15 protein-coding genes are annotated in these 26178 nt (G+C 56.2%); 12 read left to right on the top strand and 3 right to left on the bottom strand.

Annotated elements, in window-relative coordinates:
• Positions 1 to 9: 9 nt before the first annotated feature.
• A complete protein-coding gene (locus MKZ15_RS17130; protein ID WP_339817095.1) occupies positions 10 to 1026 on the bottom strand; it encodes a LacI family DNA-binding transcriptional regulator in 1017 nt (338 codons plus the stop codon).
• A 171-nt stretch (positions 1027 to 1197) separates the two neighbouring features.
• Here MKZ15_RS17130 and MKZ15_RS17125 point away from each other — a divergent pair, with 171 nt between their 5' ends.
• On the top strand, positions 1198 to 2118 hold the full coding sequence (locus tag MKZ15_RS17125) for a dienelactone hydrolase family protein (protein WP_213622741.1): 921 nt from the start codon (positions 1198 to 1200) through the stop codon (positions 2116 to 2118).
• A 26-nt stretch (positions 2119 to 2144) separates the two neighbouring features.
• Here MKZ15_RS17125 and MKZ15_RS17120 read toward each other — a convergent pair whose 3' ends face one another.
• Positions 2145 to 3020 (bottom strand): AraC family transcriptional regulator, encoded by an 876-nt coding sequence (locus MKZ15_RS17120; protein ID WP_155605759.1) that lies wholly within the window; start codon positions 3018 to 3020, stop codon positions 2145 to 2147.
• A gap of 112 nt (positions 3021 to 3132) precedes the next feature.
• On the opposite strand from MKZ15_RS17120, the gene MKZ15_RS17115 reads away from it, so the two are divergent.
• The 4 genes from MKZ15_RS17115 to rbsK all read left to right on the top strand — a co-directional run bounded on the left by MKZ15_RS17115 (position 3133) and on the right by rbsK (position 10184).
• Positions 3133 to 6171 (top strand): glycoside hydrolase family 2 TIM barrel-domain containing protein, encoded by a 3039-nt coding sequence (locus MKZ15_RS17115; RefSeq protein WP_339817093.1) that lies wholly within the window; start codon positions 3133 to 3135, stop codon positions 6169 to 6171.
• A 242-nt stretch (positions 6172 to 6413) separates the two neighbouring features.
• On the top strand, positions 6414 to 6851 hold the full coding sequence (locus MKZ15_RS17110; RefSeq protein WP_155605757.1) for a MarR family transcriptional regulator: 438 nt from the start codon (positions 6414 to 6416) through the stop codon (positions 6849 to 6851).
• 18 nt (positions 6852 to 6869) lie between these two features.
• Positions 6870 to 8510, top strand: coding sequence for an MDR family MFS transporter (locus MKZ15_RS17105; protein WP_193416521.1), 1641 nt, complete (start codon positions 6870 to 6872; stop codon positions 8508 to 8510).
• 363 nt (positions 8511 to 8873) lie between these two features.
• Entirely contained in the window at positions 8874 to 10184 is a 1311-nt protein-coding gene (gene rbsK / locus MKZ15_RS17100) for a ribokinase (protein ID WP_213622739.1), read from the top strand.
• A gap of 82 nt (positions 10185 to 10266) precedes the next feature.
• On the opposite strand, the gene MKZ15_RS17095 is transcribed toward rbsK, so the two are convergent.
• Positions 10267 to 10809: a flavin reductase family protein gene (locus MKZ15_RS17095; RefSeq protein ID WP_213622738.1), complete on the bottom strand. Its 543-nt coding sequence runs from the start codon at positions 10807 to 10809 to the stop codon at positions 10267 to 10269.
• Between the two features lie 240 nt (positions 10810 to 11049).
• Between MKZ15_RS17095 and MKZ15_RS17090 the strand changes: the two genes are divergently transcribed.
• The 7 genes from MKZ15_RS17090 to MKZ15_RS17060 all read left to right on the top strand — a co-directional run bounded on the left by MKZ15_RS17090 (position 11050) and on the right by MKZ15_RS17060 (position 26060).
• Entirely contained in the window at positions 11050 to 13359 is a 2310-nt protein-coding gene (locus MKZ15_RS17090; protein WP_339817089.1) for an AraC family transcriptional regulator, read from the top strand.
• A gap of 203 nt (positions 13360 to 13562) precedes the next feature.
• Positions 13563 to 14495 carry an ABC transporter permease subunit gene (locus MKZ15_RS17085; protein WP_239483943.1) on the top strand — a complete coding sequence of 311 codons (933 nt, stop codon included), beginning with the start codon at positions 13563 to 13565 and terminating at the stop codon, positions 14493 to 14495.
• 15 nt (positions 14496 to 14510) lie between these two features.
• The gene (locus tag MKZ15_RS17080) at positions 14511 to 15395 is read left to right on the top strand and encodes a carbohydrate ABC transporter permease (protein ID WP_155605751.1); all 885 of its coding nucleotides are present in this window, start codon (positions 14511 to 14513) and stop codon (positions 15393 to 15395) included.
• Positions 15396 to 15432: 37 nt separating this feature from the next.
• Positions 15433 to 16971: an ABC transporter substrate-binding protein gene (locus tag MKZ15_RS17075; RefSeq protein WP_339817085.1), complete on the top strand. Its 1539-nt coding sequence runs from the start codon at positions 15433 to 15435 to the stop codon at positions 16969 to 16971.
• Between the two features lie 124 nt (positions 16972 to 17095).
• Positions 17096 to 20893, top strand: coding sequence for an Ig-like domain-containing protein (locus MKZ15_RS17070; protein WP_339817083.1), 3798 nt, complete (start codon positions 17096 to 17098; stop codon positions 20891 to 20893).
• Between the two features lie 293 nt (positions 20894 to 21186).
• A complete protein-coding gene (locus MKZ15_RS17065) occupies positions 21187 to 21897 on the top strand; it encodes a hypothetical protein (RefSeq protein WP_339817081.1) in 711 nt (236 codons plus the stop codon).
• Entirely contained in the window at positions 21876 to 26060 is a 4185-nt protein-coding gene (locus MKZ15_RS17060) for a glycoside hydrolase family 2 TIM barrel-domain containing protein (RefSeq protein ID WP_339817080.1), read from the top strand. Before MKZ15_RS17065 ends, MKZ15_RS17060 begins: the two co-directional genes overlap by 22 nt.
• Positions 26061 to 26178: the final 118 nt, after the last annotated feature.

Below are 26178 nucleotides of genomic sequence, written 5' to 3'. Positions count from 1 at the left end.
CGGCAGTGCTTAAATCCCGGCCACCGAATGTCGGATCATCAGCGTCGTTGGGACGAAGAGCGTCTCGCCCGGTTGTTCGGCATCCGTTTGGTCCGGTCCCTGAGGCTTCATAAGCTCAATCAGCTTCCGGGTGCCGAGCTCGCTGATATCGGCGACCGGTTTGCGGATCGTCGTCATGGCCGGATTCGTATAGCTGGCGAATACGATATCGTCAAATCCGATCAAGGACACCTGATCCGGCACGCTCACCCCGCGAGCGAAGCAGGCGTTCATGGCCCCGATCGCCATATCATCGTTCGCACAAAATACCAGGGTTGGCGGTTCGGGCAGATCCAGCAGCGAATTCATCGTCCGGTATCCGCTGTCGATGCTGTAATCTCCGACCGTTTGATACTCGGCGGGAAGGGAGAGGCCATGGGCGAGCAAGCTTTCCAGGAAACCTTGCTTCCGTTCGGCCGCCGATCGAAAGCCCGCTTTGCCTTCCATAATCGCCAAACGGCGATGGCCGCGGCCGATCGCGTAGTCGATCGCCTCCCGTACGCCTTCGCGGTCGTTCGCCACGACGTTGGCGATGCCGGGATCGTCCAGATGGCGGTTCAGGACGACAAGCGGAATTCCGGCCTTCTTGACATGGTAGATGAACGCATTGTCCGCATCGCTTTGGCTCATGACCAGAATACCGTCGAAGCGGTGCGGCGAAATGCCCTCTAAGTGGCGGATGCCGTCAATCCCGTGTACGGTTAAGCTGTAGTTCTCATCCAGCGAATGGTGTATGCCTTTGATCGCATCGACGAGAAAGCTGGCGGACGTTCCTTGATCGATGCTTGAGAAAAACAATCCGATCGTGTACGTCTTCTTCATCACCAAACTTTTGGCGCTGACATTCGGGATATAGTTCATTTCGGCGGCGATTTTTTCGATTTTGTCCCGCGTCTCCGGCTTAATCAGCGGGCTGCCGTTCAGCGCCCGGGACACCGTGGTGTGAGACACGCCGGCCACGCGAGCAATGTCTTTGATCGTAATCATAGAACCTCATCTTTCGTAGGAAGTCACTGGTTATTTTCACGTTTACATTTTAATTCATAATTCTCCAAATAGTCAAGGAAAACAAGCTATGCACACGTGAAAATATAAATTGCCTGCAGGGCGATGAAAGCGCTATAATCGGGAGTAAAATGATCGGAGGGATGAGCTGTAATGGGCGTAAAGGAACAGCGGTCGAAATTGTGGAAAGCGCTCGGGGAATTGCCCTCCTTCGAGCGACCGGTATCTGCCCGCTTGCTGAAGCAGGAGGTGCTCGACGGGGTTATGCTGGAGACGTTGCTGCTGGATTTGAACGGACTGGAGCTTGTACCGGCGTATTTTGCCAAGCCAGTGGAAGGGGAGGGACCTTTCCCGCTGATCGTGTTTAACCATTCCCATGGAGGAAATTATGGTAACGGCCGCAAGGAGATGATTCGCAGCAGCGCTTACCTTCAAGAGCCTTCATTTGCCAAGGTGTTGACCGGATTGGGCTGCGCCGTTTGCTGCATCGATATGTGGGCCTTCAATGAACGCAGCGGCAGAACCGAGGGGGAGCTTGTGAAGGAGATGTTATGGAACGGACGCTCGTTATGGGGCATGATGCTTTATGATAACCACCGCTTGATCGATTATTTGTGCACGCGTAGCGACGTGGATGCTTCGCGAATCGGAACGATGGGCATGTCCATGGGGGGGCTGATGTCTTGGTGGCTGGCGGCGCTTGATGAGCGGGTTGGCGTCGTGGTCGACCTCTGCGGGCAGGTCGATGCAGAAACCTTGGTCGCTAGGCGCGGCTTGGAGCATCACGGGTTTTATTATTATGTCCCTGGGTTGCTGAAACATTTTACGACTTTAGAGATTCAAAAGCTGATCGTCCCCCGTCCCCGCATGAGCCTCGTCGGTCGAAACGACCGGTTATGTCCGTTCGAAGGGGTGCAACTGCTGGATCAAGGCTTGCGCGAAGCTTATGCGGCCGCCGGGAAGCCGGACCATTGGCAGACCGTCATCACCGGCGGCGGTCATATGGAAACCGCGGAAATGCGGGCTGCTTGGCCGGAATTCATCTCAAGGCATCTGGTACGTTCCGCGCAGTAGGGGCAACTCCCGGCCGGTGAGGCCACCTACCGCCCCTCGCGAAGCTCCTCCGATGGCAGGCGGCGGAACTCACGTTTGTATAGCCGGGCAAAATAAACCGGCTCTAAGCCGACATAGGCGGCCGCTTGGCGGATCGTCATGTCGGGATGCTCGAGCAGCAGATGCCGGGCCGTTTTCAGCCGGATCTGATGGAGATACTGCAGCGGCGTTAATCCCATCGATTGCCGGAACAACCGGGTCAACTGTTTTTGCGAATAGCCGACATGGCCCGCCAACCCGGCAATGGTGATCGGCCGGTTCAAGTGGTCGTGCAGGAAGCGGACCGCGACCTCCACGACCGATGCCCGGTAGGAGGCAGCAGGTGCAACCGGCTGTACCGGTGGGACGGCAGCATCGGTCCGTAAGCTTGTTTGCCCCGACGTATCCTTAAGGATCGCCAGCAGCAGCGAATACAGCAATTCGGTCGTTTGCCAAGGGTCATGATCGTTACCGGATCGTTGCCAGATGGCTAACAGTCGGTCCGTAAATAGGGAGACATCCGACAGTTGCAGCAGCCGAGGCGTACTCCCAAAGCCCCATCGGCTTAACACTTCGCCGAAGTTTTCCAGCAGCGTGACATACCCGACGAACCAGGGCTGTTCCCCGTAAGGCATATACTCATGGGCGCAGCCGGCGGGGATGAAGAGCAGTTGCCCTGGATGAAGGATGTCCCATTTGTCCTTGTCGACGTTCAGCCGACGAAATTGTCCTGCCCCGGATAGGGTCAAGAATAGCTGGTGCGCCGAAAATCCCTTCATCCGCGTGAGTGGCGGCTGGATTTCCGTTCCGACCGTATATACGGACAGCGGCAAAAGTTCGTTGTGGGAGGGGGTTAAATTACTTTTGAGCGGGAGAAGATCCATGGGCGTTTCCTCCATTTTGTCCTTTTTGTCTAGTGGATTGTCCGATTTGTGGCTTCCGCCCGATTATATCCCACCTCTATAATGAGAGCAAATCGTTTTGGGAGTGTGACTCATGTTGGAACTGAACTATGAATGGGAAAATTTATCGTGTCTGCACATCGGCCGGCTGCCGGCCCGCGCCTCCTTTATTCCGTACAGAAACGCCGAGACGGCTCGGACGGGAAAACGAGGCCGCTCACCGCATTACCAAACGTTAAACGGAATGTGGAAATTCCGCTATCATCGTAGTCTTCACGAGGTAGAGGGAAGCTTTTTTGAAACGGAAACGAATGTAAGCGCTTGGGACAATTTGATCGTGCCTTCCTGCTGGCAAACCAACGGTTACGATCAACTGCATTATACGAACGTGAATTACCCCATCCCCTATGATCCTCCGTTCGTACCGGATGACAACCCGGCAGGCACCTATGTCAGGGATTTCAATTTGCCGGAAGCGTGGACGAAGAAAGAGACGCATATCGTGTTCGAAGGGGTCAATGCCTGCTTCTACTTGTGGGTGAACGGCCGTTTCGTGGGTTACAGCCAAGGCAGTCGGATTCCAGCGGAGTTCGACCTTTCGCCGTTCGTCGCGGCGGGTCGCAACCGCATCGCTGTTCTGGTGTTGAAATGGTGCGACGGCACGTATTTAGAAGATCAGGACGTCTGGCGGTTCTCCGGAATTTATCGCGATGTCTATTTACTCTCCCGGGAGAATACGCATATCCGCGATGTGTTCAACCAACCGCAGTTGTCGGCTGATCTGTCTGAGGGCAAGCTTCGCTCGGAGATCGAAACGACGGGCAGCCTGACGGTGCAAGCGGAATTACGGGATCCGACAGGAAAGTTGGTGGGACGGCAGGAGGCGCAAATGGACGGCAAAGGGGCCATCGAGTTGGATGTGCCGCAGCCGCAGTTGTGGAACGCCGAGCAGCCTCGATTGTATGAGCTGCTGCTGACGGCGGGGCAAGAGGTCCTGCGTTTTCGCGTCGGTTTCAAAAAGGTAGAGATCATAGACGGCATCTTCCGCATCAACGGCCGTGCCGTGAAGCTGAAGGGAGTTAACCGCCACGATTCCCATCCGGAGCTGGGGCAGACGATCCCGGTGAATCACATGATTACGGATCTTAAGCTCATGAAGCGGCATAACGTGAATACGATCCGCACCTCACATTATCCGAACGATCCGAAATTTCTTGATTTATGCGATGAATACGGGTTTTACGTCGTCGATGAAGCGGACTTGGAGTGCCATGGCGTCACCAGCACCGGCAAACTTGAAGAGGGAGTCTTCCACAAGCTGACGAAGGACCCGGAGTGGCGGGATGCGTTCGTGGAACGTGCAGTCCGCATGGTTGAGCGGGACAAGAATCACGCCTCCGTCATTCTCTGGTCGATGGGCAACGAATCCGGGTATGGGGCCAACCATATGGCCATGGCGGAGTGGACGAAAGCACGCGACGCGTCCCGGCCGGTGCATTATGAAGGCGCGGATGCCCGGTATTACGGCGATCCGAACACGGACTGCCTTGATCTGGACAGCCGTATGTACCCTTCGGTGAAGGAAATCGAGCGGTATGCCCAGGATGAGAATAGCACCAAACCGTTGTTTCTATGCGAGTATAGCCATGCGATGGGGAACGGCCCCGGTGATTTACAAGACTACTGGAACGTCATTTATCAATATCCGAAGCTGATGGGCGGCTGCGTTTGGGAGTGGTGCGATCATGGCATCGCCGCCGAGACACCGGACGGACAGCGTTATTACGCTTATGGGGGCGATTTCGGGGATCAGCCGAACGATGGGAACTTCTGCATCGACGGGCTGGTATCGCCGGACCGCCAGCCGCACACGGGGTTGTTGGAATTGAAGCAGGTGATTGCACCGGTTCTTATTGAGGCGGAAGATGCCGGGCAAGGCCGGTTCCGCATTCTGAACCGCTATGACTTCAGCAGTCTGTCGCACCTGACGGTCAACTGGAAGTTGGAGCGAGAGGGAGAAGTGCTGCGGCAAGGACGCTCGACTTCGCTTACCGCGGGTCCGGGTGAGACACAGACATTGTCTCTCTCTTACGATCTACCGCAGGATGTGCCAGGACCGTTCGTCTTGACCTGTTCGGTTCGGCAGCAGCTCGATACGCCTTGGGCGGAGGAAGGCTACGAAATCGCCTTCTATCAATTTGAGCTGCCGGGGGCAAACGCCGAGCTGCGTCAAGTTCAGGCGCTGATCGGGGAACACGCCGCCTTTATGAAAGCGGTGGAACAAGACGGACTTCTGGCCGTCACCGGATTTGACTTCGAACACGTCTTCGACCTAAAGCAGGGCATGCCGCAGCAGTTGTCAAAGCAAGGCGTTCCACTGCTTTCCCGTCCGGCCCGGTTTAACTTATGGCGGGCGCCGATGGATAACGACATGTATATTCGAAGAGAATGGGAAGCGGCGGGGCTGCATCATGCAACCATGAAGGTATACGCCAGCCGCTGGGAACAGAAGCCGGACGCTACGGTCGAAGTTCACGTGGACTTCTCGCTCGGCAGCTACAGCTACGAACCGTTCCTGCGCGGTCGTGCCGTCTGGACGGTTGCGGCCACGGGGGAAGTCAAGCTGGCGGTACATGCCGACGTGCGAGAGAATCTTCCCTATCTTCCGCGCATCGGTCTCGAGCTGACGATGCCGGAGGGGACCGAGGAGATCGAATATTACGGCTACGGTCCGCACGAGAGCTACATTGACAAACGCGCGAGCGTACGCAAAGGAAAATACCTGCTATCCGTCGATGACATGTTCGAGAATTATGTCATGCCGCAAGAGACCGGTTCCCGTTACGGGACGGATTGGGCGATCGCATCCACTGTGCAAGGCATGGGGCTGAAATTCGCGGCGGCACAGCCGTTCTCATTCCAGGCTTTGCATTATACGGCCGAGGACCTAACGGCGGCAAAACATACGTACGAGCTGAAGCGGCGTCCCGAAACAATCGTTTCGCTTGATTACCAGATGAGCGGCGCGGGGTCTGGCTCCTGCGGACCACAGTTGGCAGAGCCTTACCGTTTTGCCGAGAAGTCATTTGATTTCGAGTTGTCGATCCAACCGGTATTCAAAGAAGAAGAATAGGTAGAAAAATAAGAAAGGAGCTGTTCACCGGCCGCGGCCAGATGAACGGCTCCTTTTATTACTTTCCAGTGAGCTTAAGGGACTTGGGGCTATATTTTCCATGTCAAATTTTTTGTGGGGAGGAAGGCTTGACGGGCGATTCATTAGGGAGTATATTATTAAACGCTAAAATATTTAAACAGTAAATTAATTAAATTGTTAAATAAACGAATGGCTCGAGGCAGGAAGGAGGGAAAAGGACATTGGTAAAAAGAGAAGAGCTGTTCGAAGTGACTTCGATGTTTCGAACGCTGATTAAGGTGATCACTCAGGAGTGGAACAAACGCGGCGGCGATTTTAACCTCAGTTTTCCGCAATTTAAAATGCTCCACATGCTGAATGCTACCGGAACGCATACCGTATCACAGTTGGCGGAGGCGCTGGGAATTACTTCGGCGGCGATCACGGGAATCACCGACCGGCTGGTCACGGAAGGCTTCGTCAACCGGGAGCGCGGGGAGAACGACCGCCGGGTTGTCAATATTTCGATAACGGATCAAGGCAGGGAAATCATCAGCCAGGTTACCGAACGGCAGAAGGAAATGCTTGAGGGGATTTTTGATCAGTTGCATGAGGAAGATTTACAGCATTTGCGACGAATCTTTGGCGTAGTGCTTGCAAATATAGAAAATAAATCATAACGGAGATGGAGAAACTACATGGAACACTTATCACTTAAACGCAAAGTTTCGATCATGATCGCCATCATGGCCGCGATGTTCTTCGCAGCCATCAACCAGACGATCGTGAGCACCGCCATGCCGCGAATCATTTCGATTCTGGACGGCATGGACTATTACACCTGGACGATCAACATTTATTTGTTGACGTCGACGATCGCTACCGTTCTGGTCGGCAAGTTGTCCGACATGTATGGGCGGAAGCCGTTTTTGCTGATCGGGATCCTGCTCTTTATGGCAGGCGCCTTTATGACCGGGACGTCCTCAGACGTCTTCCAGTTCATTGCCTACCGGGGGATTCAAGGGATCGGGGCCGGTATCATCCAATCGACCGCCTTTACGGCCGTCGGCGACTTGTTCCCGCCGCGTGAGCGCGGTAAATGGATGGGCCTGATGACCGCCATTTTCGGCTTCTCCAGCGTACTTGGCCCAACCTTGGGCGGGTATCTCGTCGATCACATGGATTGGCACTGGCTGTTCTGGATTTTCTTGCCGCTTGGTATCGTAGCGTTTGTCATGATCCTGATGCTGTTTCCGAAAATGGAACGCGGCAAATCCCAAAGCATCGACTATCTGGGTTCGCTGTTCATGACAACGACGATCGTACCGATGCTGCTGGCCTTCTCTTGGGCGGGAACGACGTACGCTTGGGGTTCGACGGAGATTATCGGCTTGCTTGTGGCCTCGGTCGTATCCGCTTTGATTTTCGTGTTCGTCGAGTCGAAGGTACAAAATCCGATTTTGCCGCTTCACTTGTTTAAGAATGATGTTGTGACGATTTCGAATATTATCGGGTTCATTATGAACTTCGGAATGATGGGCGCCTTGATCTACCTGTCGTTCTTCGTGCAGGGCGTGCTGGGCATTTCGCCAACGTATGCCGGCTATGTCACCATGCCAATGTCGATCGTCATGGTTGTCGCGAGTGCCATCACCGGCCAAATGATCGCCAAGAAGGGCAAATACAAACAATTTGCATTGTTTGGCATTCCAATCATGATTGCAGGGATGGCCATTATGATCTTCATGCACAGTGTACCGGTCGCCATCGTCAGTATGATCGTGTTCGGTTTAGGTCTAGGCGTCGGGATGCCGGTGTTCTCGCTGGCTACGCAAAACGCCGTGCCGCATAAAGAGCTTGGCGTAGTTACCGCTTCGACGCAGTTGTTCCGTAACCTTGGCGGTACGATCGGGATCGCCGTCATGGGTACCGTCATGTCGAACAATTTGACGAAGAACCTGAAAGAAGCGCTGCAGTCGTCCTCAGCGCCCGACATGAGCAAGGTGGATCCGCAGATGGTGCAGCAGATGACCGCTTTTGCCAATCCTCAAACCTTGATGAACAAGCCGCTGTTAGAGCAGACGCAAGCCAGTTTGCCTGCGGATGCGCAGCCGCTGTTCGCGCAGATGATCCAAGGTATCCGCGACGCGCTGGGCAATACGTTGTCCACCGTGTTCCTGACAGGAACCTTGGTGCTGGTCGTGGCTTTCGTGCTGGTCTTCTTCTTGCGGGAGCTGCCGCTTCGGTCAACGAACCAGGCGCCAACTCCGCAGACCGCCAAAGAAGGCGGCGAGGAAGGTACGGCGGTGCAAGGATCTCAAGCTTCTGTCACGCAATAAGTCGAACTAAAGGCCAGAGCGATCGCATCTCGGATGCGGGGGCTCTGGCTTTTTTGCGGCGGATGGAGCCGGGCGTTGGGCGTTGGTGCGCTAACGCTTATCAGGGAGCTTATTAAGCCCAAAAAAGGGGGAGAGAGAATCTAACGCTTGCCGGAAGGCTTATGAGGATGGAATTGCGTATATTTCGCCGAGAAATAGCAATATAAGCTCTGTCACAAGCGTTACATTTCCAAACGGCTTGTTTTTCGACCAATAGCGTTGCTGATCCGCGTTAGAGCTGTTAGCCGGCGGAACGGCTTGCTCAAAAGACGGTTCTGGCATAAACTTGAAGGCAAAAACTACTTCAGTTAAGGACGGATGATCATGTCAACGCCTAATGTAGCTGTGATCGGCAGTTTAAATATGGATATCGTCGTCGAGACACGGCTAATCCCGCAAATCGGGGAGACCCTTCTCGGCGAACGGGTCCGCTTCATACCGGGCGGGAAAGGCGCGAACCAGGCGGTTGCCGCCGCTCGTTTAGGAGCGGTCACCTCGATGATCGGAGCGGTCGGGGCGGACGCCTTCGGCGAGGAGTTACGGGCTGCTCTGAGCCGGGAAGGCGTTGATATCAGCGGCGTTAAGCGGCTGCCCGACGCTTCGACAGGCGTCGCTTCAATCTATGTCGCCGAGGGGGACAACAGCATCGTTGTGGTCCCCGGCGCTAACGACCGGGTGTCGCCCGCGGATATCGATCAGCACCTGGACAAGCTGAAGCAGGCCGATATCGTGCTGCTCCAACTGGAAATCCCGGTGGAGACGGTGCTTTACGCCGCTCGCACCGCCAAATCGCTGGGCAAGCAGGTCATCCTGAACCCCGCCCCGGCCCGAGAACTGCCGCAGGAACTCTATGGCCATATCGACTATATGACGCCCAACCACACCGAACTCGGGCGGTATGCCGGGATAGAGCCGAAGACAACCCGCATATCGACCGGCGATTTCCTCCGCTCGGCGATGCGGCGGCTGAAGGACTTGGGCGCGGCTCAGGTCGTGACAACGCTGGGAGCCGACGGATCGGCCTATCTGGATGAGGCCGGGGAGGTCCGCCCGGTGAAGGGGCATGCCGTCTCCGTCGTGGACACGACCGGGGCCGGCGACTGCTTCAACGCCGCGTTGGCGACGGCGCTCGCCCAAGGGGAGGGCCTGGAGGCCGCGATACGCTTTGCGTCGCTGGCCTCCGCGCTGGCCGTGACGAAGTTCGGCGCCCAGGCGGGCATGCCGACGGCGGATGAGGTGCGGCAGTTTGCGGCAGCGGGCTCGCCCCGGACGATGCAAGAAGCGCAGATCCGCGTGAAACGGATCTACGAACCTGCCGCCCCCGCCGACGGGTACCGCATTTTGGTCGATCGCTTATGGCCGCGCGGGATGACCAAGGCGGATGCGGCGATCGACGAGTGGATGAAGGCGATCGCACCGAGCCCGGAGCTGCGTAAGCAATTCGCGCACCGGATGGAACGGTATGCAGATTTCAGCACAAGCTATGTCCGGGAACTGAACACCAGCCCGGAGTGCGCCGTGCTAGCCGACCGTATCCGCGAACTCGCGCGCGAGCGCTCGGTTACTTTGCTGTATGCCGCCAAGGACCCGGAGTATAATCACGCGAATGTGCTCCGCCGTTGGTTGGTTGAGTGAATACAGCAAAAAGCTGCTTCGTCGCTTTGATAGCGATGAAGCAGCTTTTTCGTGTAGGGAGATGTTGTAAGGAGTATAGCTGTCAGCTCTCCTGCAAAAACCGGAACCCCTTGTTGACCCCGTCCCCGCCATAGATGATCGGATTGATCTTGCCGATCTGCAAGCGTCCCTCCGCATTCAAATATTCCTTGGCTACGGAGCGGCTGATGATTCGCCCCATGATATGGGTCAAGCCCGGGAAATGCTCGCTTTCGACAACATCCACGACCCGGCAGGCGATCGAGATGGGACATTCCTTGACGACAGGCGCATGAACATGCTCCGAAGCCTCCGGCGTTAGGCCGGCTGCGGCGAACTTGCTGCCTTCCGAGCCGGAACGCGAACCGCAGTAGCTGACCGACTCCTGCAGGGAAGGGTCCGGTAGGTTAACGACGAAGTCGGCGCCCGCCTTGAGATGCTGTGCGGCAAAGCCCTTACTGTTGAAGCCCAGGACAACCATGTCCTTGAGCGAATAAGAGGACGAAGACGGCGTCACATGCGCGACCCCGTTTTCATCGTAAAAGCTGGTTAGAATCACCGGAAAACCATAGTACATTTTTTCGAAATTAACCTCGAGTTTCTCCACGTTACGACCTCCTGCATCCATTATTTCTTTATCATTGGTCCATCTCTTTCGAAGGATAACGCTGTTGAAGGAGCGGCAAGGTGATTGCGGTCACAATTCACGGCGCGGTGGAAGGAGGAGGATTGACAACCCAAAATGCGAACGATATATTTAGGGCACCCGATACCAAGGCATTCTCCCGATGCCGAAATCCAAAATATTTGAACGCAACCCTAAGTCATCTACAGGGAGTGAGAACCGATGAATGTGCTGCAAATGCTCCGCTCACGCAAATATTTGCAGCGGATCCTGCTCAGCTTTATGCCCGTAGTCGCCATGCTTGCCATTGCCTCCCTCGTCCTGAACTCCGTCGCCCGCGATAAGGTGCTGAGCCTGCAAAACGACGCCGACCGCAAATTGCTCACTCAACTTAACTACAATATCGAGAACATGAACGGGATCGTCAAAGATCTGGCGGTATCCCTCTACAACGATGAAGAGATGATCGCGCTAAAGTCCGGGGGGGACTATAAACAGAGTATTTTAAAAATCGAACGGCTGAACAAAATGGTGGCGACCTCCCCTTATTTGCACGCCATCGTATTTTACAACGGCAAGCAGGGCCGTTTCTTCTCGTCGCTGAACCACGGGATGGACAACGGTCAGTTGTACGGGGCTTTGGAGAAAATCATGGCTTCAGACAGCGAACTACCGAAGCTACAGCTCTTACCGCTTGACCTGGACGGCGGGAACGAAGGAATCGACGTATTCGCCTTTTTTGTGTACGACGGGCTTACGCTAGGCTCCGTCAACGACGACGTGTTGATTCTGACGGTGAAGCCCGGGTGGATGCTGGACAATCTGAAAGCGCTTAATCGGGTGGTCGACCGAGAGAACGACTTGCTGTTCGTTACCGACGGCGCGGGTCGGCTGCTGATGTCAAACGATCGCCAGCTTCCTGAAGGACTCGATACCAAGGATGTTCTTCGGCGTATCGCGGCTTCAGAACAATCGCTCGACTCGTTTATCTACGCGCAGGATGGAAGCAAATACAAGGTCACCTATTTAAGCAAAGCCCTAAACAACTGGCAAATCATTAGCTTACAGGACTATGATGATGTGCTAGGCAGCGTGCGGCAAATGAGATGGACGGAAATTGCGGTTACGTTATCCGTGGCGCTCCTGGCCGTGTTGTTGTCCGTTTTCTTTGCGCTGCGGCTATATAAACCGGTCGGCCATCTGCTTGCTTTGGTCCCTCCTCCGGGAGGACGACCGTCAACAAATTCCAAGGATGAGCTGTCGCTCATCGCGGATAACGTAACGGAAATGCTGGGTAAACTCAAGGGGCTGGAGCAGGAGCGGGCGTCGCAGTGGAACATCGCGAAGCTGTATCACCTGCGCAGCTTGATCAGTCTGAGCGAAAGCCTGGAGGAGCCGGCCTTTCTAAGGTTTAAAGCGCAATATGGCATCGACATTGCGTACCCGTCGCCGCTTCGCCTGGCGTTGGTGCAGATCGACGATGCCCATGAATTGGCCAAACAGCAGGGCCCCGCGGCAGAGTCGCTGCTCTACTTCGCTGTCGCCAATATCGGCCAGGAGCTGCTTGGGAACGGCGGTTCCTGCGAAGCTGCGGATATGAAAAGCGGCCATCTCGTCTTCATCGTCGGCGGAGGCACGGAAGCGCTGGAGAAGCTGGGAGAGCGCTTTGCCGAGCTACAAGGCATGATTCTCCGCTATTACCGGATTACCTTCACGGTAACCTTAAGCGACGTGTTCGAGGATTACCGCAAGCTTACGGCGCATTATAACCTGGTGGTGCGGCGTGCCAACTACCGTATGATTGTGGGCAAAGGAGCGATCCTGGAATCGGAACAGCTGCGCGCTAACGAGACCAATGAGGCGTTCCGCGTCCCGCAGGAGCTGGAACGGCGATTGACGGAAGGGCTGAAGAGCGGAGATCCGGAGGAAACCGAGCAGGCGATCCGCAGCTGGATCCGGCTTCTTAAAGGATTCAGCTTTGAGAATATGTATTCCGGACTGCTGCATTTGACCGTGGCCCTAAGCAACACGTTGGGCGAAATGAACCATCATAACGCTAACCCGGTCTCGGTGAACCTCCAAGCCATCAACCGACGTATTTTGGAGCAGGAAACGCTAACCGAAATCGAGGCCGTACTCCTGGAGGTGGTGGAGGAAGTACTCGAGCAACGCCGCAGCGGACGCGAGAACAAAAACCGGCTGCTGGCCGATACCGTCAAGGAAATCATCGACAAGCATTACGCCGATCCCGACCTTAATGTGCAAAAAATCGCCGACATGCTAAAAATGAGCTCCGTTCATTTGGGACAGGTCTACAAAGCGGAGGAGGGGCTGTCGGTCGTCGACCGGATTAACGAAGTCCGTTTGGCTCAAGCCCGGGTGTATCTCGAGCAACAGCAATTGACCGTAACGGAAATCATGGAGAAAGTCGGCTTCGGCAATGAGAGCTACTTCTATCGGCTATTCAAACGGCGTTACGGAGCCACGCCAAAGGAATACCGCCTGAAAGCGGCCATCGACCGCAACACATGAACTTTTCCTACCTTAAGAACCCGCAGCGGGAGCTACCGCCTGCGGGTTTTTGACGTCTCGATACAGCAATCTGAAATTGTTACAGCCTTCCTATACAGCATTCCTGAAATTGTACAGTAACGATGTGGCCCGTAGCTGCGCTATCGTTAGACGTGCAAAGCCATCGTCGCAGGCAAGACGGATGGAAAGGAAGGGGCTTTGAAATGTTGAAAAGGGATTCATGGATGCGAAGGGAGCTTCACCATTTTCGAAACAACCGGGAGCTGTTCGTGCTGTCATTACCGGGGATCGTGTATAAGCTGATCTTTGCTTATCTCCCCATGGTCGGACTGATTATTGCATTTAAGAATTACAGGTATGACCTCGGCATGTTCGGCAGTAAATGGGTGGGGCTAGAAAATTTCCGATATTTGTTCTCCACGGATGCGGCCTGGCGCATTACGCGCAATACGGTGCTGTACAATGCGGCTTACATTATCACCACGGCGGCTGCGGCGCTCCTACTTGCGATTCTGCTGAACGAAGTGAAGGCGAAATGGAGCAAGTATTACCAGACGGCCTTGTTTTTGCCCTATTTTTTATCGTGGGTACTGGTGGGGTATGTGGCCTACGCGTTCTTAAATCATTCGGACGGATTCATTAACCGCACGCTCGAAGCTTTCGGCATGGATCCGATCAGCTGGTATCAAAATGCCGGGTCGTGGCCGTTCATTCTGATTCTGGTTCAGTTATGGAAAGCGGTAGGGTTCAACACGCTGATCTATTTCGCTGGGATTGTCGGCATCAACGGCGAGTACTACGAGGCGGCGAGGATGGACGGGGCGACGAAACGGCAGATGGCGTTAAAAATCACGATTCCGCTCCTGGCACCGCTTGTCATTATCATGCTGATCTTATCCATCGGGAACATGTTCCGCGGGGATTTCGGGCTGCATTACTTCATTCCGAACAACTCCGGTTTCCTGTACGGCTCTACGGATATTATCGATACCTATGTCTATCGGGCGCTGCGCGAGGTAGGAAACGTGAGCATGTCCGCGGCAACGGGATTTTATCAATCGGTGGTCGGGTTCATTCTGGTGCTGCTGGCAAACGGTATCGTGCGAAAAATCAATCCCGATCATTCGCTATGGTAAGGAGGGGATGCGACAATGCCTAAAACGATCAAACTTTCTCAAATCGGACTACATCTCCTGTTTGTTGTCCTATCGCTGGTCGTCATTCTTCCGTTTCTGCTTGTTGTTGCCGTATCCTTGACCGACGAGAAGTCGCTGACTCAAAACGGTTATCAGTTCATTCCCGAATCGTTCAGCTTGAACGCGTACCGATATTTGCTGGACGCTCCTGATATTTTGCTAAGGGCCTACGGGGTGACGATCACGGTGACCGTAATCGGAGCGTTGACCGGCTTGCTATTAACCGCGATGACCGCTTACGTCATCTCCAGGCCGGACTACCGGTATAACCGGATTACGACGTTTTACGTGTTCTTCACGATGCTGTTCAGCGGCGGGTTGGTGCCTTCGTACATCCTGATGACGCAATACCTGCACCTGAAGGACAGCTTGCTGGCGTTAATCCTGCCGGTGCTGCTGTCGCCGTTTAACATTATGGTGATGAAAGGGTTCATGTCGAAAATCCCGATTGAAATCATCGAGTCGGCCAAAATCGACGGGGCGCGGGAATATCGTATCTTCTTCCGCATTATCCTGCCGCTGTCCACGCCGGCGCTGGCCACGCTGGGCCTGTTGATCTCCTTCACCTACTGGAACGAGTGGTTCAACGGGATGCTGTATATCGACGATCCGAACAAGGTGCCACTGCAGCTGTTGCTGGTGCGAACCCTAAAAAGCATCGAGTTTCTTACCTCCAATTCCGAGTTTACGCAGCAGTTGGGTATCGATCTGTCGAGCTTTCCCAATAACTCGGCACGAATGGCCATCGCCGTTCTAGCCGGCGGACCGATGCTGGTGATCTTTCCATTCTTTCAACGGTTTTTCGTGAAAGGGCTTACGGTTGGCTCCCTCAAGGGTTAACATAGAACAATCCAAATGAAACATAGGAGGTCATGACATGAGAAGAAGGCTAATCGGAATTTTGACAGTGGTTCTGCTGGCGGCATCCGTACTTGCAGCCTGCGGCGGTAACGGGAACAGCGGCAACAGCGGAAACGCTGGAAACGGCGGGGAAGGTGCAAATGCTCCAACGGCGGAGACGGGAGGCACAACCGATCTTGAGCCCGTCACGTTGACCTGGTATTATCCGCTTTCCCAACTTCAGGCGGATCAAACGAAGGTGGAGGAAGCGGTCAACAAGATCACGAAGGAGAAGCTGAACGCCACCGTCAAAATGATGCCGATCGCCATCGGCGACTATGTGCAGAAGATGAACACCGTGCTGGCCGCAGGCGAGAAGTTTGACATTCTCTGGACCGGCTACATGCTGAAGCCGGAGGAGCTGGTACGCAAAGGGGCGATCCAGCCGATCGACGAGCTGCTAGACAAGTACGCTCCCGAACTGAAAGCGGATGTCCCGCAGGTCATGTGGGATGGCTTGACCGTCGACGGGAAAATCTACGGCATTCCGAACCAACAGATCAACGGCAATCGTTACGGGTATATCGTGCAGAAGCGATTTGCCGACAAGTACGGGCTGGATCCGGCATCCATCAAAAAAATCGAGGACATTGAGCCGTTCCTGGCCCAAATCAAGCAAAACGAACCGGATATCATCCCGTTTGGCAATTTCGGCAATTACTTCGATTTCATTCCTCAGGTGCATGACGATCAGTTTTGGGGGGTTCCAGGGGTCGACGGCCATTTCTTCGTCAAGACCAACGATCCGACTTACACGTTGTACCGTTATCCTGAGGAAGAGCTGAACAATTTCCGACTGGTCAGCAAATGGTACAAAGAAGGGTATATCTACAAGGATGCAGCAACAGCCAACTTCGCGGATTATCAAACCAAAGGACAGATTGCGGTGGAGTATAACGTGACGCTGAAGCCGGGCGTAGAGGCCGAGGTGATGGCGAAAAACGGTGGCAACGAAGTCATCACCGTTCCGATCAGCAACTGGTATTCCAACGGTTATTCGGCAGCGACCAACCAGTCGATCAGCCGCACTTCGCCGAATCCGGAGCGGGCAATGATGCTGCTCAATCTGATCAACACCGACAAAGAGCTTTACAACCTGATCTGTAACGGGATTGAAGACGTCCATTACAAAAAACTGTCCGGCGATTATATCGAAGCCTTGGCGGATACCCGGTACCGCCCGAATATGGACTGGGTTTTCGGCAGCGTATTCAATTCCTACCTGAAGGAAGGACAGCCGGAGAACGTATGGGAAGAAACGAAAAAAATCAATCAGGAAGCCGAAGTTAATCCGAGTGGCGCCTTCAAGTTCAATTCCGAACCGGTGAACACGGAGATCGCCAACCTGAACGCGGTGTGGGGCGAATATAAGCGGGGGATCCTCACCGGTACACTGGACTTCGACGAAACGTGGCCTGTGCTGTACGGCAAGCTGAAGGAAGCGGGCGAAGTCAAATATGTGGAAGAGGTTACGCGTCAGTTTGAAGCGTTCTTAAAGGAACAAGGCTTAAAGTAATCGGACTCGCCTGAACGAAAGTACGTGGAGCGGAGATAGGGAGGAACCCGCTGTGAGGGACGGCTTTGCCCGCAGAGATTGGGCAAAGCCGTTCATATCGCATGCGAGAGGATGAAGAAGAACGATGACGAAACAAAGTTGGCTTGTGCTGATGATCGCCAGTCTGTTATTCACGTTAAATCCTGTAGCATCGCCTGCGGTTTCCGCGGCGGAAAACAGCCATCCCGGCAATTCCGGTCATCCCCGCGCCACGGTTTATTACGTGGCCACAAACGGCAGTGATTCCAACAGCGGGAGCAAGAAGGCCCCGTTTCGAACCCTGGAGAAAGCCCGGGATGCCATTCGCGAACTAAAAGCGGAGAAAGGCTTGCCGCCCGGAGGCATTACGGTCTATTTACGGGAAGGCCGCTACGAGCGATCGGCGAGCTTTGAACTGCGGGAACAGGATTCGGGTAGTGCGGGCAAACCGATCACCTATGCGGCGTACCCCGGCGAGAAGGTGGTGATCTCCGGTTCCGAACAGCTGGAGAAGTCGGCATTTGTTCCGGTTACCGACGAGGCCGTGCGTAACCGCATCATCAGCGCTGAAGCGCGAGAGAAGGTGCTGGTGGCGGATTTGGCGGGACTTGGCATCACGGACTATGGGAACTTAAGCCGCCACGGGTATTATCTCGCCAACGATCTCAGCGAGGTGCCGCCCATGGAATTGTACATCAACGGGCAGGGCATGACGCTGGCGCGCTGGCCGAACGAGGGTACCGTTCAAATGGACGAGATCCTCGATCCCGGTCCGACGCGGAAAGACCCGAACGGAGAAGTGCATACGCGAGGGGGGACGTTTACGTACACGTATGATCGTCCGCAATATTGGATGCAGGCGGACGACATTTGGCTGGACGGGATTTTCGGCTATAGCTGGGAGTGGTCGTATAACAAGATCGCCTCGATCGATCCGGTCGCCAAAAGCATTACGCTTCGTTACGGAGAGATGAGCGGGATCTTCAAGAACTGGTACCCCGATTTCCACTTCGCGCAAAACTTGCTGGAGGAAATCGATATGCCCGGCGAGTATTACATTGACCGTTCCGCGGGGAAGTTATATTTTCTGCCGAATGCGGAATTTATGACGGTCGATCCGACGATTGAAGTCACGATGCTGAAATCGCCGATGATCAATGCGCTGAACGCTTCGCACATCAACTTCTCCGAGTTGATCCTGGAGAACGGCCGCGATTCGGCGGCGGTGTTCATGGGCGGCAGCCATATGAAGATCCAGAACAGCGAAATCCGCAACTTTACCAACAGCGGCGTCCTGGTGAACACGCAAAGCCGGTTTTATTACAACGACTTCGACGGCGTCCCCGGCACAGACCACGCGATCGAAAACACGCATATCCATCATATCGGCGGGACGGCCGTGACCCTGACGGGCGGCAACAAAACGACGCTCTCGCCAGGCAGAAACGTCGTGAAAAATTCCCATATCCACGATTTTGCCTATTATCACAAGGCCTATAATCCCGGCGTTCTGCTGTCGGGCGTGGGCAATCGGATGCAACACAACGAACTGCATGACGCGCCTCATCCCGGGGTGTTGATTTTTGGCAACGACCATGTGGTGGAATACAACAACATTTACGATGTATGCAAAACGTTCTCCGACCTCGGCGCGATCTACATGAACGCCGGCGAAACGCCGCAGGAGCGCGGAATCGTGATTCGGCGCAATTATTTCCATCATATCGGGGAAACGAAACCCGGGGTTGAAGGCGTATATCCCGACAATTTTACGATGGGGCTGACGATCAACGAGAACATTTTCTATAAAATGGGCAATTCGGCGATTAAGAACAACGGGGGATCTCACATTCTGACGCGCAACAATATTTTTGTGGACAGTAAGGTGCCTTACGATTTCGCGGATTTGTTTCTAGGCGATGATCCGGACGATCAGGTGCCGAAGAATTACATGCCGAAGTGGCTGGCTTTGTTTGCGGCCAACAACGATTTCGTAGGGACGCCTTATCTGGCGAAATACCCGGAACTGGCTGATTTCTTCACGGAAAACCGTTATTACCCTGACACGAATACGTTTCAGGGGAATGTGATCTACAATCCGGTGGTCCCGCGCAGTACGACGACGAACGAAAACGGGGCGTACGACAAATTTGGGCTGATTCAATATGCCAACAACTGGGTGGCGCAGGAGGATCCCGGCTTCGTTGATCTGGCGGGAGGGGATCTGTCGTTGCGTCCGGATGCGGAAGTGTTCCAGCAGATTCCCGGGTTTCCGGATATCCCGTTTGATCAGATCGGTGTCCAAGGCAAAGCGGGCACGACTCTCGGTCAAGACAGCTACCCGGTGCAGGGCGTCGCGGTTTATGACGACAACGTCACGGTCGATCGCTGGAAGACGGTGAAGCTGCGGACGGCGGTTCTTCCCTGGAATGCCGACAATCCGGCGCTGATCTTCACCTCGGCCGATCCGGCCATCGCTTCGGTTGACGGAAGCGGCGTTGTCACCGGACTGGCGGTAGGTCCAACGGTCATCACGGTAGCGTCGGCGGAAAATCCGCTGTTCACGACCACGGTGAACGTTACGGTGGCAGCCGGCGACGGCGTGATGGACTTTACCGATTTCGAATCGGGGTCGAACGGCTGGCCCCAGGATGCGAACCGAAGCATCGTCAAGGAAGGGGACAACCGTTGGTATAAGGTGCTGAATGGAGCCTCGACGCTAAGCTCCAAATCGTTCTCCGAATACGAGCTGAGCTTCAAACTGAAGACGCCGGAGACGATCGGGAACGCTGCGACCCTATACATCTTTGATCGCCAGGTTGGCAGCGGGTCCAGCCGGATCGGCTACAAAACCCGGGCGGACGGCAGCTCGGCCTGGCTTCTGTACGATCCTGCTTGGGCGATTCTGAAGGAAGTGAAACTGCCGGGCCACGACTTACAGCCAAACATGGAATATGAAGTCAAAATGCTCGTCAAAGGCGGCGACATCAGCGTGTATGTGGACGGCGGTCTCCGCCTGAAAGGCCAGGATCCCGGACACAACGCCGAGGGAAAAGTCGGGTTCTACGTCGCCGGCGTTAGCTACATGTTGTTTGACGATATCCGGTTTAAGGCGCTGTCGACGGAGCTGGCCGGCATCCTTCCCGTTGAGAGCCAGGTGCGGATGGTTCCTGGAGAACAGCGGCAATTGCAGCTCACCTTCGATCCATCGGATACGCCGGAGACGGAGGTTGCGTGGCAATCGGCCGATCCGGCGGTGGCGACGGTGGATGCCATGGGCGTCGTGAACGCCGTTTATGAAGGGGAAACGATCATCACGGCGGTGTCTACGGTAAATCCGCTCATCCAAGCGGACATTACGGTGACCGTCTCCAACGTGATGCATGAGACCAACTTCGAGAACGGCGGCAACGGTTGGCCGATTGATCCGAACCGCAGCATCACGGCGGATCCGGACGGTAATCGCCGCTACAAGATTCTGAACGGCGCTACCGGTCTATTGGACCGAAACTTCGAGTCCTATGTACTGGAGTTTACGCTGAAGACGCCGTCCTCGATGCCTGAGAACGGCGGGGTGATGTATATTTTCGACCGGCAAGACGCGGTTGGTTCCACCCGCATCGGCTACCGGACGCGGGCGGATGGGACCTCCGGCTGGATCCTGTACGACACCAGCTGGCAGAAGCTGGCGGAGGCCGATTTGCCGGGCCTTGACCTGCAGCCGGATACGGAATATGCGGTGAAGGTGGTCGTCAAGGACGGCGATGTCGCCGCTTACGTAGACGGCTCGCTGCGAATCGCCGGCACCGATCTGAATCATCGGCCAACGGGTAAGGTTGGTTTTTATGTCAGCGGGTTCGACTATCTGCTGTTTGACGATATTCGGGTATCGTTGAATCCGTGATGTGGATTAGGGGCACGGCAGGGAGGGCGGCGGGTTCGAGATCGAGTTCGAGATCGAGTTCGGGCTAGAGTTCGAGTTCGATGTCTGATTGTATGCGATTTTTCGAATACATTTCCTCGATCGCGGCCAGAAATCGGGATTCTATATGATTTTTCATATAGATTAGGGGCTTTCGTCTTTCAGAAGCCTCATTGTATATGAAATTTCAAGTATATTGCTTTGAAATCGACGTAAACGGGGGAAATCTATGCGAATTTTCGAATAGATTTCCCCGATCTATTGGGAGGTTGGCCATGAAACGGTGCATTTACCGGGCCGAAGGTCTAGATGGAGTGGAGAAGGCTGAGATCTGGCGGGGGTCGGAGGTTTCGTTTGAGCTGTCCGAAGCGATGGAACGGCTGGAGGTGGATCATCTCAGCCTTTTTGCCGACGGGAATCGGTTCTATCTGTATTATGAATGCTTGCGGGAGACGGTTCCGCCGGAGCTGCTGCTGATGGCGGCTGGTGAGCGGTTGGCCGTTTGGCCGGGAGGGGAGTTGGAGACGGGGATAAGGACGGGGATGGAGCGGCGGTGGGCGCCGATGACGGATATTTTTCATTACCATCAACCCGCTATCGGTGCGGCTTGGCGGCATTCGGATCGCTCGACCGAACCTTACGGAAGGCTGGCAAGGCTGAAGCCCGAAGAAGCCGCAAGCTACATCTACCACCATTATCAATATCAAGAAGAAAAGCCGGGCGACGGGGATAAATACGGGATCATCGGGCTGCACGAGAACTTGTTGTTTTTCTATTCGGAGCAGCCTGCGACCCTTGAGCCGGCTACCTATAAAGGAAAGCTGAACACGTCGCTTAAGCCGGAACGCTGGGCCGAAGTGATGGAACCGCATTTTATCCCGTGGACGGGAGTTTCGGCAGGGCAGGAGCTTTGGCGGAAGCTGGAGCTTGTACTGCACGCGCGCCGGACGGAGGAGGAGACACGATGCGTCATACGTTATGCCTGAACGGAGAATGGGATTTTATGCCGCTGTATGGCGAGTCGTGGCGCCGCACGCTGCCCGAATCCCTCGTGTATGAGGCACAGAAGGTGAGGGTTCCTTCCAGTTGGAGACGAACCTACGCCCAGGGGCCGGGGAAGCGTTTTGGCGAAATCCCCGAGCATGGCTTTGTTCCGATGGACTTGTACGGTTACCCAAAGGAATGGGACGATGCCGAGGCTGGCGTGCTGCATCGCTGTTTTCGAGTGCCGGAGGGGATGGCCGGGCAGCGAATCGTGCTGAGACTGGACGGCATCATGCAGAAAGCCGTCATCTATTTGGACCGAAGAGAAATCGCCGTATGGGAGGACGGCTACCTGCCGCTAAGACTCGATATCACGTCTTTTGTGACGCCGGGGCAGGAGCATGAGCTGCATCTCGTCTGCGGGAGCTTCGATCAAACGACGTTACCCTCTGGAGCCAAGAAGGTGACCGGTCTCGTCGGTTCCTGGTTTGGCAGTGTTTGCCGGGGAATCTGGCAGGATGTTTATCTGGAGAGTTACCCGGCGCTGGCCGTAGAGGACGTCACCCTGCGCACTTCCGTCCGGAAAGGGCGGCTTGAGGCAGACGCCGTGATCGGCGGCGCGGGAGGGAAGGCGGCGGCGATTGCAGGGGAAAGACCGCTACGTGTCCGGCTTCGCGTTTGCGAGCTGGGGGTGCTGGCTTCGAGCCCGGATGGGGGACGCCCCCCAGAGGTGGTGACCGGTGCCGGGCGGCAGGTTCTAACGGCGGAACGGGCGATTGAGCCGGTTTCGTCCGAGTCGGCCCGGTGGCAGCGGCTGTGCGAGAACGATCATGGCGGGGAAGTCTTCCGCGTTTCGTTCGATTTGGACTGGGCGGACGCCAAGGGGTGGAGCCCCGATTCGCCGTTCCTGTACCGGGCGGAGTTCGAACTGTTGGACGGGGAACGCGTAATCGATCGGCGGGAGGAATCGTTTGGTTTTCGCGAGTTCTGGTGCGAAGGCCCGCAGTTTAAGCTGAACGGGATTCCGCTGAACCTGCGCGGCGACTCATGGCATTTTCAAGGCGGAACCCAGCAGACGGAAGGTTATATCCGTAACTGGTACCGGATGTGCCGCTCCGTCGGAGTAAACAGTATTCGGCTGCACGCGGAGCCTTACCCGGCAGACTATCTACGGATCGCCGACGAGGAAGGGATGCTGATCGTCGACGAAACGGCCATTTACGGCTCGAGCAAATCGATGCAAGCGGACCATCCCGACTTTTTGGAAGCTTGCCGGAAGCATGTACGCCGGCTGGTGCAGCGCGATAAGAACCATCCGTCCGTCATCCTCTGGAGCGTGCAAAACGAGATGCGCTGGGTGGACGGACGGGATGACTTTAAGGTGCATCTTCCCGGGTTGATGACTTCTATCCGAGAGCTGGATCCGACGCGGGCGATTATTGCCGAGGGGGATAACCGGCTGCTGTCCAAAGCGCATACAGAGGTGGAGAGCCGACATTACAACATCGACGGAACGATCGGACAATGGGATCGTACCGTTCCGCTAACCTTTGGCGAACATGGCGGCTGGTGGTACATCTGCCCGCAGAACAGCAGCATGTACGTCGGGCTGCGGGCTTACCGGGGTACCGATGAAAGTACCCTAGGTCTGGCGGAGAAAGAGCGGCTGTTCGTGGAGGTTGCGCGGCGCCAGCAGGTGTCAGGTATATCGACGTTTAATTTCGCCCACTACTTCATGCGGGCGATGCCCGAGCGGGACGTGGTCCTCCCGCCGCCGCTCGACGCTGATCTCCCCGGCGTGAAACCGAAGGTGATCCCGGCTTATTCGCTGACGATCCACAACGGCTTGCTGCCGGAGGAAGAACCGAGGTATCGGCCGAATCCCGCTTTTGCCGTTATGGCCGAGGCGTTTAAGCCGGCAACGATCATCGCCGCCGAATACGATCGCTGCTTCTATGACGAACAGCCGATCGACCGCAGCTTTGACGTGTACAATGACACGCTTTCGGCCCGGAGGGTCACGGTGAAATTGACCGTGAAGCAAGGGGAGACGCTCGTCCATGACCAAAGCTTCGACTTCACGCAAGGCCCGGCGGAGCCCCGGGTACTCCGGATCAGGTGGCAACCACTGCCTGTCCAATCGGAAGGAAAGGCGGAGCTCACGGCAACGTTGATTCATGACGGACAACCGGTGCATGAGCTGATGTTGAACTACCGGATCCTGTCCGCCAACCTGCGGAGCCGTCCCGTCCCCGTCAACCGGCCGGTGGCTTATTGGGGGAACGATGCGGATTATGAGACGATCCGCAGGCTAGTGCCCGGCTGTGAACGGGTGGACCGGGAGCAGTTGGCTGACCGTCGTCTGCTGACTGACGGGCTTCTGGTCATCGGGAGTTACGCAGAGGATGCGGACGGCACGTTGGAGCGACTGCTCCAGGCGTATGTCGCCCAGGGCGGCCGGCTGCTGCTGCTGGAACAGAAACAGTTATCTCTGGGGAAGCTGACGCTGTCGCGGCGTCCGTTCCAGCGCGCCCATGCCGGGGATTACGGCCATCCGGCGCTCTCCGGGATCGGCGACGACGACCTGATGTTCTGGCAACCGGAGCTTGCCGAAGACGGCCCGTTGCCGATCGTCCGCGCCGCCTTCGAGAAGCCGGTCCGTGGCGACTTCACGCTGCTGCTGGAGTGCAGCGCGGGCGATTTCGGCGACGGCGGCGATCTGTGGTCGCCGCTGCTGGAATACCGGCACGGCCGCGGCCGGATGGTGGCCAATCAGCTGGAGCTGATGGCCCACGCGGATCGCGTGCCGCAGGCTTGCTTGCTGCTGCGCAACCTGCTCGCGTATGCGGGCGGCGCGGCCGGGGAGCAGGACGAGGCGGCGGCGTTGCCGACCGCCGCGCTGGTGCGCCCCGGCGGCCCCGCCGCCGCGTTGCTCGGCCGGCTGCGGCTGCGGCACGCCGCGCTGGCCGATATCGCGGCGCTGGCGCATGCCGCGCCGCGAGGCCCCTTGGCGCCGGGCGATGCGCCGGCGCCCGCGCCTGGCAAGCATGGCGGGGACGCCGCCATGCCGCCCGGGCAGGACTTCGGCCTGCTGGTGGCCGAAGCCTGCCTGCTCGAGGCGCCGGGGGCGGCGGAAGCCGTCCGGCGCCATGCCGAAGCCGGCGGACGCGTGCTCGTCCTGCCGGCGCAGCCTGGGCAGCAGGCGGCGCTAGCCCGCCTGCTGGACCGTCCCGTGCGCGTGGCGCCGCACGAGACGTACCATTTGGCGGCGGACTATGCGCACGCCGCCGTCCGCGGGCTCAGCCCGGTTGACCTGTTCGGTTTCGACAAGGTGTTCTTGTCGCCGCGGGAGGTGGTCAACCGGGTCCTCGCCACCCACCGCCTGGAAGCGCCAGGCGTGGACGTCCTTTGCACCAGCGTGGAAGGCACGGCCTGGAAGGACTTTTTCGTGCAGGGATACACCGCCGAATACAGCCGCCTCGCGCTGGTGGAGCTAAATCGCCGGAAAGCCCGGCCATCCGGTGCGTTCCTGATTGAAGCCAAAGTGGGGAGCGGAACCGTAGTATGCTCCCAGCTGTTACCGGACCCTGAAAGCGACAAGGCGCTGCGCTTATATACTCGCTTGCTGGCTCATTTGGGTGCCTCTTTTGACGATGAGCTGCTGTACGAGGAGAAAGGCGACGGCGAGTGGGCCGTGGAAGCCATGATGGCGCTGCCTTGTCCGACTTACGTCGATTCCGACGCGATGAGGGCTTACTATACCGATCCGGAATTTTCACTAAACAATTTGGGTGAAGGCCTGTACGGCTGGATGCAGAAAAAAGAACGCCGCTCCACCGGCTTGCTGCATCTCGCCAATGCGGGTCGGGATCCGTGGTTCCTGAGCTGCTTCGTGACGGTACCGGAAGAAGGGGGAGCTCCCCGTCGGGGACGGCTGCGCGTGCTCGCCGATACCTCTTCCACGGTTGAAATCGTGTTAAACGGGGAGCGGGTAGCGGAGCCGGAACAGGAGCTGGTCTTGAATCCGGGTTTGAACCGGCTGATTGCCATCGTGCGTGGGAGTGACGAGGATCTTGACTTCGGTTTGGTCTTCCTTCATCCCGACGGCCGCTATATGAAGGATCTGTCGTATAGCCTGACGCTAGACGAGGTAGAGCCCAAATAGGTGGACCCGGTCTCACGGGTTTACGGTATAACGGACCTGAAAGACCTTAATTGTCCGAAAACGCACCTTTCCTGTTTCTAACGGACCGGAAAGCCGCTATTTCCTCCAAAATAGGCTT

Source organism: Paenibacillus sp. FSL R7-0216 (assembly GCF_037969915.1).
In the GTDB taxonomy this organism is placed as follows: domain Bacteria; phylum Bacillota; class Bacilli; order Paenibacillales; family Paenibacillaceae; genus Fontibacillus; species Fontibacillus rhizolycopersici.
Note: the sequence above shows the minus strand (reverse complement) of the source record. Positions and strands in the feature narration are given on the sequence as shown.

What these genes read in the sequence shown, in the direction of transcription:
- MKZ15_RS17130 (WP_339817095.1), bottom strand. Translation starts at nt 1,026, where the DNA reads ATGATTACGATCAAAGACATTGCTCGCGTGGCCGGCGTGTCTCACACC.
- MKZ15_RS17125 (WP_213622741.1), top strand. Translation starts at nt 1,198, where the DNA reads ATGGGCGTAAAGGAACAGCGGTCGAAATTGTGGAAAGCGCTCGGGGAA.
- MKZ15_RS17120 (WP_155605759.1), bottom strand. Translation starts at nt 3,020, where the DNA reads ATGGATCTTCTCCCGCTCAAAAGTAATTTAACCCCCTCCCACAACGAA.
- MKZ15_RS17115 (WP_339817093.1), top strand. Translation starts at nt 3,133, where the DNA reads ATGTTGGAACTGAACTATGAATGGGAAAATTTATCGTGTCTGCACATC.
- MKZ15_RS17105 (WP_193416521.1), top strand. Translation starts at nt 6,870, where the DNA reads ATGGAACACTTATCACTTAAACGCAAAGTTTCGATCATGATCGCCATC.
- rbsK (WP_213622739.1), top strand. Translation starts at nt 8,874, where the DNA reads ATGTCAACGCCTAATGTAGCTGTGATCGGCAGTTTAAATATGGATATC.
- MKZ15_RS17090 (WP_339817089.1), top strand. Translation starts at nt 11,050, where the DNA reads ATGAATGTGCTGCAAATGCTCCGCTCACGCAAATATTTGCAGCGGATC.
- MKZ15_RS17085 (WP_239483943.1), top strand. Translation starts at nt 13,563, where the DNA reads ATGTTGAAAAGGGATTCATGGATGCGAAGGGAGCTTCACCATTTTCGA.
- MKZ15_RS17080 (WP_155605751.1), top strand. Translation starts at nt 14,511, where the DNA reads ATGCCTAAAACGATCAAACTTTCTCAAATCGGACTACATCTCCTGTTT.
- MKZ15_RS17075 (WP_339817085.1), top strand. Translation starts at nt 15,433, where the DNA reads ATGAGAAGAAGGCTAATCGGAATTTTGACAGTGGTTCTGCTGGCGGCA.
- MKZ15_RS17070 (WP_339817083.1), top strand. Translation starts at nt 17,096, where the DNA reads ATGACGAAACAAAGTTGGCTTGTGCTGATGATCGCCAGTCTGTTATTC.
- MKZ15_RS17065 (WP_339817081.1), top strand. Translation starts at nt 21,187, where the DNA reads ATGAAACGGTGCATTTACCGGGCCGAAGGTCTAGATGGAGTGGAGAAG.
- MKZ15_RS17060 (WP_339817080.1), top strand. Translation starts at nt 21,876, where the DNA reads ATGCGTCATACGTTATGCCTGAACGGAGAATGGGATTTTATGCCGCTG.